The sequence below is a fragment of the Methanothermobacter marburgensis str. Marburg genome (genome assembly GCF_000145295.1).
Lineage (GTDB): Archaea > Methanobacteriota > Methanobacteria > Methanobacteriales > Methanothermobacteraceae > Methanothermobacter > Methanothermobacter marburgensis.
The window spans coordinates 623,109-639,005 of record NC_014408.1; the positions used below are offsets into that span (position 1 = coordinate 623,109).

13 protein-coding genes are annotated in these 15,897 nt (G+C 51.7%); 8 read left to right on the plus strand and 5 right to left on the minus strand.

The window, feature by feature from the left end; all coding sequences use genetic code 11:
- Positions 1–34 precede the first annotated feature (34 nt).
- From MTBMA_RS03365 to MTBMA_RS03375, 3 genes are all read left to right on the plus strand, one after another.
- Positions 35–685 carry a 2,5-diamino-6-(ribosylamino)-4(3H)-pyrimidinone 5'-phosphate reductase gene (locus MTBMA_RS03365; protein ID WP_013295503.1) on the plus strand — a complete coding sequence of 217 codons (651 nt, stop codon included), beginning with the start codon at positions 35–37 and terminating at the stop codon, positions 683–685.
- Between the two features lie 11 nt (positions 686–696).
- Complete coding sequence (locus MTBMA_RS03370) at positions 697–1,233, plus strand: DUF483 domain-containing protein (protein WP_013295504.1); 537 nt, start codon at positions 697–699, stop codon at positions 1,231–1,233.
- Positions 1,234–1,530: 297 nt separating this feature from the next.
- On the plus strand, positions 1,531–5,451 hold the full coding sequence (locus tag MTBMA_RS03375; RefSeq protein ID WP_013295505.1) for a cobaltochelatase subunit CobN: 3,921 nt from the start codon (positions 1,531–1,533) through the stop codon (positions 5,449–5,451).
- Positions 5,452–5,643: 192 nt separating this feature from the next.
- Here MTBMA_RS03375 and MTBMA_RS03380 read toward each other — a convergent pair whose 3' ends face one another.
- Positions 5,644–6,243, minus strand: a complete 600-nt coding sequence (locus MTBMA_RS03380) for a DedA family protein (RefSeq protein WP_013295506.1) — start codon at positions 6,241–6,243, stop codon at positions 5,644–5,646.
- A gap of 55 nt (positions 6,244–6,298) precedes the next feature.
- Entirely contained in the window at positions 6,299–7,222 is a 924-nt protein-coding gene (locus MTBMA_RS03385) for a hypothetical protein (RefSeq protein WP_013295507.1), read from the minus strand.
- A gap of 94 nt (positions 7,223–7,316) precedes the next feature.
- On the opposite strand from MTBMA_RS03385, the gene MTBMA_RS03390 reads away from it, so the two are divergent.
- A complete protein-coding gene (locus MTBMA_RS03390) occupies positions 7,317–7,934 on the plus strand; it encodes a hypothetical protein (protein WP_013295508.1) in 618 nt (205 codons plus the stop codon).
- Between the two features lie 99 nt (positions 7,935–8,033).
- On the opposite strand, the gene MTBMA_RS03395 is transcribed toward MTBMA_RS03390, so the two are convergent.
- The 3 genes from MTBMA_RS03395 to MTBMA_RS03405 all read right to left on the minus strand — a co-directional run bounded on the left by MTBMA_RS03395 (position 8,034) and on the right by MTBMA_RS03405 (position 11,395).
- A complete protein-coding gene (locus MTBMA_RS03395; RefSeq protein ID WP_013295509.1) occupies positions 8,034–9,446 on the minus strand; it encodes a replication factor C large subunit in 1,413 nt (470 codons plus the stop codon).
- A gap of 12 nt (positions 9,447–9,458) precedes the next feature.
- Entirely contained in the window at positions 9,459–10,412 is a 954-nt protein-coding gene (locus MTBMA_RS03400) for a replication factor C small subunit (protein WP_013295510.1), read from the minus strand.
- Positions 10,413–10,546: 134 nt separating this feature from the next.
- A complete protein-coding gene (locus MTBMA_RS03405; RefSeq protein ID WP_048901273.1) occupies positions 10,547–11,395 on the minus strand; it encodes a shikimate dehydrogenase in 849 nt (282 codons plus the stop codon).
- Between the two features lie 158 nt (positions 11,396–11,553).
- Between MTBMA_RS03405 and MTBMA_RS03410 the strand changes: the two genes are divergently transcribed.
- The 4 genes from MTBMA_RS03410 (at position 11,554) to MTBMA_RS03425 (ending at position 15,891) form a co-directional block, all read left to right on the plus strand.
- Positions 11,554–12,216, plus strand: a complete 663-nt coding sequence (locus MTBMA_RS03410; protein ID WP_013295512.1) for an RNA ligase partner protein — start codon at positions 11,554–11,556, stop codon at positions 12,214–12,216.
- 49 nt (positions 12,217–12,265) lie between these two features.
- The gene (hisS, locus tag MTBMA_RS03415) at positions 12,266–13,549 is read left to right on the plus strand and encodes a histidine--tRNA ligase (RefSeq protein ID WP_013295513.1); all 1,284 of its coding nucleotides are present in this window, start codon (positions 12,266–12,268) and stop codon (positions 13,547–13,549) included.
- 101 nt (positions 13,550–13,650) lie between these two features.
- A complete protein-coding gene (gene hisI / locus MTBMA_RS03420) occupies positions 13,651–14,058 on the plus strand; it encodes a phosphoribosyl-AMP cyclohydrolase (RefSeq protein WP_048901185.1) in 408 nt (135 codons plus the stop codon).
- Positions 14,059–15,891: a PINc/VapC family ATPase gene (locus tag MTBMA_RS03425; protein ID WP_013295515.1), complete on the plus strand. Its 1,833-nt coding sequence runs from the start codon at positions 14,059–14,061 to the stop codon at positions 15,889–15,891.
- The last annotated feature ends 6 nt before the right edge of the window (positions 15,892–15,897 follow it).

Here is a 15,897-nt window from a genome sequence, read left to right on the forward strand (position 1 = left end):
TGGCTATAAACCTATAGACTGGAGGAGAAGGTTCATGAGGCCATACGTTATACTCAACGCAGCAATGACACTGGACGGTAAGATTGCAACAAAGACAGGTAGCTCTGAGATATCCGGTGAGGAGGATCTCAGGAGGGTCCATGAGCTTCGGAGGGAATGTGACGCCATAATGGTGGGGATAAACACGGTACTCGCAGATGACCCCCGCCTCACCGTACACAGGGTTGATGCAGAGGAAGGGGATAACCCTGTGAGGGTGGTGGTTGACAGCAGGGCAAGGACACCCCTGAATTTCAGGGTCCTCAACGATGAGGCCCCAACGGTGATAGGTGTCTCGGAGAGTGCCCCGGCATCAAGGGTTAATGAACTCAGAAAAAGGGCTGAGGTTGTGGTTGCAGGAAAAGAAAGGGTGAACCTCTGCCTGCTCCTTGAAAGACTCCATGAGATGGGTGTCAGGAGGCTGATGCTCGAGGGGGGCTCAACCCTCAACTACTCCATGTTAACGGAGGGCCTTGTTGATGAGGTCCGGGTGTGCATAGCCCCGATGATCGCCGGTGGCAGGGAGGCAAGGACACTGGTTGATGGTGAGGGTATAGACGATATGTCTGATGCCATAAAACTTGAACTTGAGAGGTTCTACACCCTGGGGGAGGACCTCATCGTTGAGTACACCGTAAAGAGGTAGATGTGGTTTTCATGCTGGAGAGGATCTATGAGAGGATACTGAGGATAAGGGAAGATGGATGCAGGGACTGCCTGAAGGTTGTCTGCCGTATGGATGACTTTCAGTTCAACCAGCTCATGTCGAGGCTACAGCTGCAGATTGAGATAACCTCACGGTATAATCCGCCTGTGAGGCCTGCCCTGGATCCCATGATATCCACGGAACTTGGTGTGTACAGGGGTGATGATGAGAACATAGGGAGACTCCTTGACTACCCTGAGTGCTGCATAAAGAGCTTCTCTGAGAACACCAGGTATGCGATTGATGAGGATCACCTTGCAGAGGTGGATGAACTTGAGGTTCCCCCGGGTAAATGCGCCCTTGTGCTACCATCAGGTTTCATACCCTGCAGCCTCAGATGCAGGGAGGCATGGGAGAGGAATCTCATAGCCTTTGCAGACAGGGAGGAGTTTAAGAGGATACTTGAACTTGAGGATGAACTCCGCATGAAGCTCCCGCACTTTCACCTGGCATATGATGAGTATTTTGAGAAGATAATCCTTGATTGAATCTTTTTTGATTTTTTTAGGTTGGATGGGTATTTTGAGAAGATAGTCCTTGGATGAGTCTTTTTTGATTTTTTTGGGTCGGATGAGTATTTTGAGAAGATAATCCTCGGATGAATCATTTATTGGAGTGCCAGACAGGAAATCATCTTTCATTTAAAATTGAGTATTACTTTTAACCCTTTCTTTTTTAAATCATTCATACTTAAAATCTTTTAATTAAGATTTAAATAGAATTTCATCAAATCTCTTTACGATATTGAATCAGCAAATTATTAAAAATTTAAAGGAGGTGAAAAAATGAAGAAGTTTCTCCTGATAGCACTTATTCTGCTCATTGTTTCAGTTCCATCAGTAGCAGCGGCAGACAACGATACCAACACAACAGAGTCAAAGATGCTGAAGGATACAAACATGGTGGTGCTCATCACAGGATGCGTGGTGGGAACCGTCGACCCCATAATGAATGACGCATACCGCAACGACCTACTGCCCAGCGGATACAACTTCAGCCTGAAGATATACACCATGGACACCTTCAACCTCAACTCAACGGCATCCAGCCAGTTCAAAAATGACGTGAAGAATGCGGATATATTCTTCCTCTTCACAAGACCCGGGTACCCTGTGACCGGGATGAGCTATGGGACGGAATTCGATGCAGGAGTCGACTTCCAGGCCCTCGCAGCCAGCATGAAACCAGGGGCACGAATATTCGTCCTGGGCCCTGTAAAACCCAACGTCACAGGTGTTAATGTGACCAACCTTCCAGCCTATGGTCCAGTCGCAGCACCTGCACTCTCACGGGAGAACATAAAGAGGACGCTCCTGGAGGTCCTGAGGCTCAGCGGGGCCGTTAACCTCACTGCAAACGACACAAAACTGGCCCCTGGAATGGAGGACTTCCTCTACCATCCACTGGCACCACGTGTTTACACAGACAGGGCAGCCTACACAGAATGGTACATGAACACAACCCTCTACAGGCCAGGGGCCCCCTGGGTGGGGGTTGCCATACTGAACCGTTACTACCTCTCGGGTAACATGGACGTCTATGAGACCCTCATACAGAAACTCGAGGCAAAGGGACTCAACGTGATACCCTACTTCTACTGTTCAGACCCCATAGGGGCCTCAAGGCGCTTCTTCATGGTCAACAACAGTTCAGTGATTGACGCCCTCGTTGCCTGTGTACAGTTCGGTTACTGGCCAGACAACCAGACCATAACCTTCTTCACTGACCTCAACGTGCCTGTTCAGGGTCCACTCCCGGTGTTCCTGCAGACCTCCCTGGATGATTACATAAACAGCAGCGGACAGCAGGGCCTCAGGGGCCTGGAGTACTACTGGCTCGCAATGTTTGAGATGCAGGGACGAATAGAGCCAATCCTTATAGGTGGTAACAGGGTATCAGACCCGGACCCGGTAACCGGGGTCACACTCAAGGAATACGTGGCCTATGAGCCAGGGATAAACCAGCTGGTGGAGCGGACACTGGCCTGGGTGAATCTCAGGAAGAAGGTGAACAGTGACAAGAGGGTGGCCATAGTCTACTTTGACAGTACCCACGATGAGGGGATGCCGGCAACCAATGGCCTCAACCTCTACGGCAGTCTGGGCAACATACTCCTTGCAATGAGGGCAGCAGGTTACACCACAGGAAACGGAAATCTGACCCCTGAATACATCTATGAACTCATAAACAGGGCTGGAAGAAACCCCAGGAACATGACACAGTCAGAACTCCGGAAACTGATTGAGGCTGGATGCATCACAGTACCTGTTTCAGAGTACCTCAGGTGGTATTCAAAGCTCCCGGTAACCCTCAGGCGCCAGGTTGAGGCAATGTGGGGTCAGGCTCCAGGTAACATCATGGTCTACAACGGCAGCATTGTGATCCCCGGCTTCATGCTCGGCAACATGTTTATGGGTCCGCAGCCGGTCTGGAAGTGGAACGGCACACTCAACAACGGCACACTACCACCTACACACCAGTTCATAGCCTTCTACCTCTGGCTTCAGAATGGATTCAGGGCCGACGCAGTGGTACACATAGGACAGCACGGCACACTGGAATTGCTTCCGGGCCATGTGAATGCCATGACAGAGGATGACTGGCCAAACACCCTCATAGGATCCATCCCCAACATACACCTCCTCAAGATGGAGGACCCCCTTGAGGCTGTTATAAACCCTGCCAAGAGGAGGGCATACGCCGTTACCATCTCATACCTCATACCACCGGTTGTGAGGACGGAACTCTACGGCGTATACCAAGAACTTGCAGACCTTTTGGGATCCTACAGCACTGCAGAGGCATCAGGGGATAGGGACAGGATGAACGTCCTGGAATCCCTCATAAGGGATGGTGTGAAGAGGGCGGGCCTTGACGTGAGGCTCAACGTGAGTAACTCAACCCCCTTCAGTGTCATCAGGGTGAGGCTTGAGGATTACCTCCATGAGCTCACAGAGATCCTCATGCCCTACGGACTCCACACCTTTGGGGAGCTCCCTGACAGTGAAACCCTTGAGAGGTTCCTGGATGCAATCATATCCTTTGACCCTGCAAACAGGACGGCAAGGAGGGATGAGATAAGAAACCTCCTCATCATGAGTGCCAGCAACGAGATGGCTTCACTCCTCAGGGCCCTTAACGGGGAATTCATACAGCCCGTTCCAGCGAGAAGCCCCATAATCAACCTTGCAGCGCTTCCAACAGGCCGGAACATGTACACCTTTGACCCGTCATCCATCCCTGACCCCGCCGCTGTGGTAATGGGATCAAGGGCTGCAGAGGAGATGCTTAAACGCCACAGGGAGGCAAACGGTGGAAGGTACCCTGAAACCGTTGCCGTGGATATAGGTGACGTTATATCAACCGGCGGCCAGAGCATCGCAGCCATATTCTACTTCCTGGGTGTTAAACCGGTCTATGAGAGCGGAGCACTCATCGGGACAGAGATCATCCCACTCAGTGAACTTGGAAGGCCAAGGATCGACGTTGTGATAAGCGACTTCCACAACTTCCGCGGGGCAATCCCCGGGGCAATGGACGTCATAGACAATACAATTAAGAGGATAGCGAACCTCAACGAGTCAGCTGAGATGAACTATGTGCGAAAACACTACATTACCCTCAGATCAGGTATCTACAGTGAACTGGTGGCCTCAGGGATGAACAGTTCAGCGGCCGATGCAATGGCGGACAGGCTTGCAAGGACCAGGATCTTTGGGCTGCCACCGGGTGCAGACCCCCATGGTGCGGGTGTCGACAGGATACTCTGGTCACGGGATGACTGGACAGCCGAAGAGCTTGCAGAGACCTACCTCAGCTACTACTCTTATGCCTATGGAAGGGACCTCAGCGGCCTCCAGAGCCCGAAACTCCTGGAGTCACTCCTTCGTACAGTTGACGCCAGCATGGTGATAATGCCCTACAGGGCACCCGGCGAGGGAACCTGCCTCTACAGGGTCTCGGTCACCGTGAACTTCATGGTGAACTACCTCACAGGGAGAAACATAAACAGCTACATTGCAAAAACAGCCTACGGAACACCCATCATAAGGACCCTCCAGGAGTCAGCCTATGATGACCTTGCAGTGACGCTCCTCAACCCCACATGGATCCAGGGCAAACTGCGTGAGGGACCATCCGGCAGCGCATCAATAGCACTGCAGGTGAGGGACCTCTTCATGAGTGATGCCCTCGTGGACGTGGCATCAGAAGATGTCTGGAGGAGGATTGCCGACACATTCCTCTTTGACAGTTCTGTGAGGTCACAGCTTGATGCATCAGCCATCCAGATGATAGCACGCTATGTGAGGCAGGCCCATACCAGGGGGCTTGTATCCCTCTCAGGGGCTGAACTTGCAGCAATATCTGAGATGCTGGGTGAGGGGACCTCCACAGACACAGACCAGGGAGACAACCAGGGTTCAGATCATGGAACCACCACAGGATCCCATGGAACAACGGGAAGGGGAGGAAGATCTCCAGGCACCCATGCAGGGGTTCCGGCACAGTCCTCCGCCTCAGAGTCAGGCGCATCATCCCCTGGGGTTGCAGGAGTATCAGAACAGAAACCTGGAAGTGCCTATGAGATCTCAACCCCAAAGGCAGAGGAAAAATCAGGCAGCACACAGCTCTACGCTGTTCTTGGCATAGTTGGAATCTTCTGCCTTCTTGGAGTTGGCTACTACTTTGGACCCCTCAGAAAATAATTTAATTCCCCTTTATTTTTTTAACGTGTGACGATAATTGAGTTTTCTCTGTTTAACTCTGCTAAAAGCTGGATTTTTCATTATACGTCATATTACCAGCTCAATAGGTCTAATAATTTCCACGGATCCAGGGCTTCCAGAATTAAGATTTAACAGGAATTTCCTATTTACTTACATCAGATTCCTTAGACTTCATCTTATCTTCCTGTAAATGTAGAGGAGAATCAGGGGGATGGCGAGGAGTATGGCGTAATCCAGCGCATGGAACACTGGCCTCAGTGAAGTCCAGCGAGGACCGAGAAGATAACCCGAATATGCAAGGATGAGGCACCATGGTAGGGAACCGGCGAATGTGTAGATAACGAATTTCTTCAGATCCATCCGGGCTATACCTGCAGGGAGGGATATGAAGGTTCTGATAACCGGCAGCATCCTCGAGATGAGGACGGCCTCGTGCCCGTACCTTTCAAACCATTCATCAGCCATCCTGAGTTTTCCACCTGTTACCATGATGTAGGGGCCATACCTCTCGAGTAAGGGACGCCCTCCCTTGAGACCCGCAATATAGGCGAGAAGAGAACCCAGAAGGTTACCCAGCGCACCTGCAACTACAACGCCAGTGAGGGTCAGATTCTGCTGCCATGCTATGTATCCGCTGAAGGGCATTATAACCTCACTTGGAACTGGAATACAGGCACTTTCAAGGGCCATGAGAAAAACTATACCGGGATACCCGGTTTCCTCTATGAATCTGATCACAGAGTCTGTAAGGGTCATGGTTATATCAAGCATGCTGACCCTTTCTCTCATTGACTATATAATTATTTTTCTCAGGGTACGTGGTTTTCTATGAAAACCTACGGAATAACTGTGGCCTGAAACCCAGTCCCAGCAGGATTTCCTTGTCCTCATCCTTTAATTCGTGCTCTGAACTTGGGGGGACAGGTTTCCCGTCCCTTGCAAGTATCACTCCACCCTTACGCTGGGCCCCCATGAATTTACCTGCACTTCCGTTCACTATGAGGTAACCGTCCCTCATATCTATGCCAGAGAAGTCGTCACAGTCACCATCTATGATAACCGTGCCACCACTGAGGAGCGCCCCAGTATTTTTACCGGCGTTACCATTCACCCGGACCGTCCCGCGCCTCATGAGTATCCCGGTTGATAGGTCCACGTCCCCGTTGTGGATCACCTCGGCGTCAACATCAAGCCTGGCGCAGAGGGTGTCCCTGACGTGACCATCATCTATGACCATCCTGCCGGGGGTGAATGTAAAATTAACAGGTTTTTCACCCCTGAGGCCCGATTTGAGGATGTCAGTTACTGATAGGAACTTCTTATACCCCCTCCTATCGGATTTAACCTCAACCACGTTCCCCACAGGGTCCTTAACCTTTCCCTTAACGTAAATTGTGCCTGAGACCATGCTGATACCCATACGGGTGTCCACATCCCCCTCAACGGTCAAGACACCTGTATCCAGGGCGCCGCCAGTCCCCCCAAAGTATGCAAGGTCCGCCCCCATGCTTGAGGCGAGCCTGTGGCCGGCATCCCCCCTCACAACCACCTCACCTCCACCCTTGAGGTGTTCAACAACATCCCTGAAGGTGCAGGATGTACCTGGGATCCTGTCCTCAGGGTCAAGCTTCTCACCCCTGTGCTGCCAGTGGAAGTTGTAGGTGAAATCCGCGATGCAGTCCACCGGCCCATCGGGTTCAAGTTCAATAACTTCCCTTTCATCCCTCCTCCTTCCAAAGAGTCCGAACATGAGAGCACCTCCACATATTTATTACTCCAACCACAGATTTATATACCCATACGATTAAGTTCCCTTCTGTTATATCAATCAAGAGGATGGTAACTTGCCCGGTAAAATGGAGATACTCAGAGCCCTATCTGAGCTGGGAGTGGATACAAGGTTTGTGAGTGTAACAGACAGTGAGGTCCTCATAAACAACCTCCGTTTCTCAAGGTTCTCAAGGAGGAGGGAGGAGGAGTTCAGCTCAAGGTACCCTGAGATCAGGGTGGTAAGGTCGGGGATATTCCAGAGGATATGCTCAAGGGCATCCAGGGTCCTCGCATCAATCCTGAGGCCCAGGGTGGGTGTTAGGATCCAGGCCGAAGGTGAGATGGCCAATGCGCTCCATGTGATCCTTGAGCCCTACACAAGAAAGTACGGCATAAGAATCGGTGAGGGGGAGGTCACTGCACTTCCAGCCACACTGGATCACTCCATTGCAGCGGCACTTGAGGATATGGTGAGGGGTGAGCCTATAAGGTACCATCACAGGTCAACATCCAAGGTTATATACCCCCTCTCAACTGTACCTGCAGCGTGGATTGAGTCCTGGCTTGGCACTGAAATCACCATCACCACCAACCCAATCGTGGCGGAGTTCATGGAGTTTTTCAATGAGAATGTACCCCAGTTCAGGGATAAGATGCGGAAGTCCCTTGAGTTCATAGGGGAAAATGGTTGATTAGTTATTATCTTGCAGCTGCGTGCCTGCCTGGAGAAAAGAGGTTTATTGGGGAATTGATTTTACAGGGAAAAAATAAGGGGTGAATGAATTCAATGATCACCCTGAGAACTGGAAGAGCGAAGTCTGCTTCTCACGGGGCTTATCATCACCGGAATCTGATCCGGGGGATTTATCATCACTGGATTTTCTGGTTTTACCTTCAGTTGACTTACTGCCCCTATCCGCGCTCCGGGACTTCTTCTTCTGGGTGTAAAGTGGTCCAGTCTTATCAGACTTTTTACGTGTCTTCTTAGCTTTGGGAGCCTTTATCTTCCTTTTCCTGAACAGTTTAACCTCTTCGTCTGTGAGTTCAAGGAATTCCCTCATCTCATAGGCCATTTCATCGTTCCCGAATATTATCTCCATGTAGGGGAACAGTGAAATTGCAACCTTGGGTGATATGTGCATCCTCTCAGCCATCTTACCTGCAACACTGTCACGGAGGTTCCTCTGCTTGCGTGTTCTCCCAAGTAACCTGAAGGAGGATGAACCTGTGTACCTGACGAATTTCCTGTAGGTCTTCTCCTTGGCGAGGGCGACACCGGGACCCATGAGATCAGAGGCGTAGCGCCAGTAGGTGTAGTTCCTGCTCCTCACAGCACGGCCAAAGAATATATCTGCATGTGATAGCATGTCATAGGCCCTGCTGATCTCATGGGGCTTTTCATATTCCCTTGGAACATTCTCTGCAATGAATTCAAGTACAAGTGTCGGGTCATCATCCACCCTCATGGCCTCCCTGATCTTTGAGAAGTCTCGGCTCTTCAGAACGGCCCTAACGGCGTCGAAGAGATTGGATGTGGAGTCCTTCTCACCCATGCTGAGGAGTTCCTCACCAACCCGCTCCTCACCACTGGCCACCGCCTCAAGGTCATTGATCGCAGAACGCAGATCCCCATGGGACCTCTTTGCAAGTTCCTTGAGGACATCGTCAGGGCAGTCGATACCCTCTGCCCGGCATATCCGTTTCAGGGCCGCGGCTATGGATGATGTATGCACCTTCCTGATGTTTATGACCTTACACTTTGGCTTGATGCTCTGAAGCCTCTTGCTGTAGGGGTCATTGGCGGTTAACACAATTGGATGTCTGCTCTCCCTGAGTATCCTGTTTATGGCCTGGACACCCCCACGGTCCTCGTTGCCGTGTATACCATCCACCTCATCGAGGATGATCAGTTTGAGGTCATGGTTGAAGAGGGAGCGGGTGGCTGACGCCTCACCGGCAGTCCTCATTATGGCATCCTGTGAGCGCTTGTCACTGGCATTGAGTTCAAGGGTGTCTGAGAACTCCCTACCTATTATGTGTGCCATGGTTGTCTTCCCGGTACCTGGCGGGCCCACAAGGAGGAGGGGGGGCTGGGGCTCGCCTGCCTTCCATCCACTGATCCACTTCTTTATCTCGGCTATTGCCTTCTGGTTCCCGGCCACCTCCTCAAAGGTCCTGGGCCGGTACTTCTCTGTCCATGACATTGATCTACCCTCTCACTGTTCCAGGAACCTTGCGAGGAGGGCTTCAAGCTGTATCCTTGGATTGGCGCCCTCCCTTATCCTGAAGTCGTACTCTCCAACAGCCTCTATGAGTTTTATGTACCTCTCGCCCTCGATGGATCCCTCCATGGCGAGCCTTGAGAGTTCCTGGTAGATCTGGGTGACCATGTCCTCGCCGCTTATACCCTGGAGGACCATGATCTCCCTGAGCATGTCCCTGGCCTCCATGAACTTCCCATCCAGGATGGTCATTATCATCTTCCTTACATCCTTTGGTCTGGCCCTTGAGACCACCTCGTAGATGCTGGATTCTGTTATCTTCTCACCCAGTGAGGCCGCTGACTGGAGGATGTTTATGGCCTTCCTGAGGTCACCCTCTGCAAAGTAGACCACCGTATCAAGGGCCTGGGGCTCGTATTCCAGGCCCTCCTGCTCTGCGATGTACTCCAGGCGGCTGATTATGTGGCGGCCCTTGAGCGGGAGGAACCTGAAGATGGCGCACCTTGACTGTATCGGGTCTATGATCTTTGAGGAGTAGTTACAGGAGAGTATGAATGAGGATGTCTTGGTGTACATCTCCATCTCCCTCCTGAGGGCATGCTGGGCGTCCTTTGTCATGTTGTCAACCTCGTCAAGGAATATTATCCTGAAGGGCGCCCCCACAGGTTTCAGGCGGCAGAAGTTCTTTATGCTGGTCCTCACGGTATCTATGCCCCTGGCGTCTGAGGCATTCAGCTCCAGGAAGTTCTGCCTCCAGTACTCCCCGAGGATCTCCCTTGCAAGGGCAAGGGCCGTTGTTGTTTTACCAACACCTGCCGGCCCGGTGAACATGAGGTTTGGCATGCTCCTCTCTTCAACGTAGCGTTTGAGGCGTGGTATTATGTGTTCCTGGCCAACGATATCATCAAGTTTCTGTGGTCTGTACTTCTCTACCCAAGGTCCATTCATAAGATCACCGGTAATGTTAAGAATTATCTTTTCAGTAGGATCAGGATGGGGTTAACATTTCTGGATGATGTGGTATATTCCTCTTTCTGAAGGGGTTAATGGTTACCCACCTGGCTGAAACATCAATGAAGGAGTTACACCCCCTGGAGGGCATCAAGAAGGGCCTTTTCCATAACATCCAGGGGAGGCTCCCTCCCGCTCCATATCCTGAAGGCCTCAGCACCCTGATAGAGGAGCATCCTGAGACCTGAAACCGGAACAGCGCCTGCTGCCCTGGCCTCCCTCAGGAGGCATGTCTCCGGGGGATTGTAGACAAGGTCGTATACAACGAGGCCCTCATGCATGAGTTCAGCTTTTACGAGGGGTTCATCATCCATGTGGGGGTACATCCCAACAGGTGTTGTGTCTATGAGGATATCGGCCCCCTCCACACAGGCAGGTATGAGTTCATAGCCACCATATTTTACCCTGATATCAAGGGCCCCCTTAATATCCTCTGCAAGGGCCCTGGCCCTTTCAGGGGTCCTGTTGAGTATGGTTACACTGGCCCCCCTAACTGCAAGCTGGAATGCGCAGGCCCTCGCAGCCCCACCGGCCCCGAGTATGATGACGGAGGACCCATCAACGGATGTCACCTCCTCAAGGGCCCTCAGGCAGCCAGAGGCATCTGTATTGTATCCCATTATGGTTTCATCCTCAAACTTCAGGGTGTTCACTGCCCCTATGAGGGAGGCTGTCTCATCAACCTCACCTATGTATTCAAGGACAGACTCCTTGTGGGGTATTGTGACGTTCACACCCCTCACGTTGAGGGCTCTGAGGCCCCGAACAGCTTCTTCAAGCCCTGATGGTTTCACAGGGAAGGGCACATAGGCCCAGTCCATTCCAAGGGCTTTGAACGCCGCGTTATGCATCTGTGGTGAGAGGCTGTGGGTGAGGGGGTAACCTATTATTCCCGTGAGCTGTGTATTGCCTGTTATCAGTTTATCACAACCATCATCCAGTTCCTGACCTGTTTCAGGCTCCATTTCAGAATTATTCTTATCTCTCAGTTTAACACCTTTTCCTCTGCAATATTTATTTATCATCAGCGATAAATATTGTTTCCATCAGTTACCCATCTTGAGAGGGAGGGTGTGACATGCTTGCCAAGCAGAGATTTGTCCTTGATACAACGGCCTTTACAGATAACCAGCTCCGGGAGATGCTGGGTGACGGTGACCTCAACAGGTCAGTGGATACCATGCTCGACATCATCGCAAGGAGCAGGATAAAGCTCAACATAAGCTGTCACATGCCCCCCATAACCTACAAGGAATTCACTGACTACATAACACGGTATGAATGCCCCGAGGAGACCCTGGTGAAGGCCGAGACATGGATAGTCAAGAAGACACCCAACCGCTACGACACCCAGATACCCTCCCAGATATTCTATGAATACGTCCATGATATAAGGGAGAGGATGAACAAGGGGCTCCGGATTTCAGAGACCCTCCTCTGGGAGGCCGGGATACAGTCCATAATCATGGCATCCCGTGGTGTTAATAAGATTGAAATCGAGGGTGAAGTGCTCGGGAAGGCCATAAAGGACCTCAGGAAGAAGTACCGTTCAGCCCTCAGGAAGGGGACCCTTGACAGTGCCCCGGACCTCGACGTCCTCCTTCTTGCCAAGGAGCTCGGGGCAGGTGTTGTGGCTGCTGATGACGGTATAAGGGTCTGGGCAGAGCGGCTGGGACTTAGGTTCCTGAATGCCACATCCTTCCCCAAGATGCTCAAGGAATACCTTAAATATTATGAATGATGAATCTCATATCATCCCCTTTATCATTTTTACTGGAGGAATTACTGCCATGGATATATCAAGACCGCGAGGAACCAGAGATTTTCTTTTCGCTGAGATGAGAAACAGGAAAGAGGTTGAAAACGTACTCAGAAGGACATTTGAGACCTACGGCTACCATGAAATCAAAACACCCATATTTGAGGACCTCAAACTCTTCACAGTGAAATCCGGTGAGGAGGTGGTGAACCAGATCTACCACTTCACAGATAAGGGTGGCCGGGAACTTGCACTGAGGCCGGAACTCACAGCACCGGTCGCCAGGCTCTACATGAATGAGATGCAGCGTGAACCCAAACCGATAAAGATGTACTACTTCGGGAGCTGCTTCAGATATGAGAGGCCCCAGGCGGGCCGCTTCAGGCAGTTCTGGCAGTTCGGCTGTGAACTCATAGGGGGAAGGTCTCCGCTGGCAGAGGCCGAGGTCATAACCCTCGCAGCCGAGTCCCTCAGGAGGCTTGGACTTGAGGGGTTCGAGGTCCACGTCGGGCACCTCGGAATCCTCAGGGGCATCCTTGGCAGGGAGAACATAGGGGATGAACTCCAGGACAGGATAATGGGCATAATAGATAAGGGTGACGTTGATGAACTGGAATCCTGCCTTGACGGGGTCGAAATATCCCCCGAGAGCAGGGATCTCCTCATGAACCTCATAGGCACACATGGTGGTCCTGAGGTACTTAATGATGTCAGGGGGCTCCTTGAGGGGTACCCGGAGTCCCTCAGTGCCCTTGACGAGTTTGCTGAACTTGTGGATACCCTTGAACACTTCGGTCTTGAGGACTACCATGTGAACCTTGGAATCGCAAGAGGACTCGACTACTACACCGGCGCAGTATTTGAGATTTATGTCCCCAGACTCGGCGCCCAGCGACAGATCTGTGGTGGCGGCACATACAACCTTGTTGAAACCTTTGGGGGCGAAAGGGTTGAATCAACGGGCTTCGCATTTGGCTTTGACCGCCTCATGAATGCCCTTGAAATGGACGAGGGAGACATGAGGATGGTTGACGTCTTTGTGATACCCATACATGAATCAACACTCCCGGAGGCAATCAGGATCACACAGGAGATCAGAAGTGTGGGTATAGCGGCTGACATGGATCTGGCAGGGAGAAAACTCCGAAAGGCACTTTCCCATGCTGATCACATTGGGGCAAGGTTTGTGGTCCTCACAGGTGAAAGGGACCTCCATGAGGGTAAGGTCACATTGAGGGACATGGAGGACGCTTCACAGGAGGCTGTGGATAGGACTGAGATCGTGGATAGGTTGAAGAAAATCTGCTGTGAATAGGTTTGAATGTCAGGTTTAGGTTGTGTATGTTGAAGAAGATAAAAGAGAAGAATAAATGAGTTGACAGGTTAGGTTGTGCTGGTTGAATAATAAATAAAAGAATAAATCAAGGAGATGTTAACATTTTAAATTTCAGACATAATATCAATGGCGAGGACCTCATAATTGCAGTGGCACAGGACCACAGGACAGGAGAGGTCCTCATGGTGGCCTACATGAACCGTGAGGCCCTCGAGAGGACACTGGAGACAGGGCTGGCCCACTACTGGAGCACCTCCCGTGGGAAACTCTGGCTCAAGGGTGAGAGTTCTGGACACCTACAGCGTGTTAAGGACGTCCTTGTGGACTGTGACGCCGACGCAGTTGTGCTGAAGGTGGAACAGGAGGGAGGCGCCTGCCATACAGGTTACCGCTCCTGCTTCTACCGCAGCATTGATGGGGATGAACTCAGGGTCAGGGAGGACGCCGTAAGGGTCTTTGATCCTGATGAAATATATGGAGATGGTTAGATGAAGATCGTTCCAGATACAAGTGTTATAGTTGATGGGCGTATCACCGGCATAGTGCAGGAGGAGGAGTTCAGGGGCAGCGAGGTGATAGTGCCCGAGGCAGTTGTATCTGAACTTGAATACCAGGCCAACCGTGGAAGGGAAACCGGCTTCAATGGCCTTGAGGAGCTGAAGAACCTCCAGAAGTTCCACAAGGAGAACATAATATCGATGATCTTTGTAGGGCGCCGCCCCACAGTGGATGAGATCTCACTCTCAAGGGGCGGTGAGATAGACGCCATGATAAGGGCAACCGCAAGGGAGTACGATGCGCTCCTCATAACCAGCGACAGGGTGCAGGCAGAGGTCGGGAAGGCCCAGGGACTTGACGTCTTCTACATTAAACCCGAGGTCCTGGAATATGAGGAACTTGAGATAAGCAAGTACTTTGATGATTACACCATGTCGGTGCACCTCAAGGAGAACGTTGTGCCAATGGCCAAGAAGGGGCGGCCAGGGAAAATAAGGCTGGTTGAAATAGACAATAAACCACTCAAACATGCCGATATAAACAGGATGGCCCGTGAGATAGTTGAAAGGGCCAAGAGCGACTTCAAAAGCTTCATTGAGATAGAGATGGAGGGCGCCACTGTGGTCCAGTTCAGGGAGTACAGGATATCAATAGCAAGGCCGCCCTTCTCAGAGGCCTTCGAGATAACCGCCGTGAGGCCGGTTGCCAGGGTCTCCCTGAAGGACTACAGGCTCTCAGAGAGGCTGATTGATAGGCTGAGGGACACTGCCAAGGGTGTCCTCATAGCAGGGGCGCCTGGGGCAGGTAAGAGTACCTTTGCCCAGGCCGTGGCAGAGTTCTACAGCAGGGAGATGAGGGCGGTTGTGAAGACCATGGAGTCCCCCAGGGACCTCCAGGTGGGTGACGAGATAACCCAGTACGCGCCCATCGAACGGGATATGCAGAAGACCGCCGACATACTGCTCCTTGTAAGGCCCGATTACACCATCTATGATGAGCTAAGGAAGACCCGCGACTTCAGGATCTTCGCGGATATGAGGCTTGCAGGTGTGGGCATGGTTGGGGTTGTCCATGCCACAAGACCCATAGATGCCATACAGAGGATCCTGGGCAGGGTGGAGCTTGGTGTGATACCCTCGGTGGTTGACACAACTATATTCATTGAGGACGGCGAGGTGAAGGCTGTCTACGACGTATCCCTCACTGTTAAGGTCCCGACGGGTATGCAGGAGGCCGACCTTGCAAGGCCTGTCATAGAGATAAGGGACCTTGAGTCAGGGGAGCTCATGCATGAGATCTACACCTACGGTGAGCAGACGATAGTCATGGATGTCTCAAAGGCATCCCCTGGTGGACGGAAACCCTCGGCCCACAGGATAGCCGAAAGGGAAATCGAGAGGGAGTTCCGCAAGAGGCTACCCGGTGCAAGGGTCAGGGTTGAACTTGAATCCGATGAAAGGGCAAAGGTCTGGATAGAGGAGAAGTACATCCCCCAGGTAATCGGCAAGAAGGGAAAGACCATCGAGGAGATCGAGAAGAACATCGGTATAAGTATCGGTGTTGAGCCACTTGAGGAGAGGGAACTTGAGGAGACCGTTGAGGTTCCGGTGGAACTTGCAGGAAACTACGTGGTCCTCAACTTTGGCAGGGATGCCGTGGGCGTATCATTCGACATACTGGTTGAGGACGAGTACCTCTTCACAGCGACGGTGGGTAAGAAGGGCACCATAAAGCTCAGAAGGGACATAGAACTTGCAGATATAATCATGGAGGCAGTGAAGCACAACATACCTGTGAGGGCAAGGGTGCGGCCTGAGGCCTAGGTGATC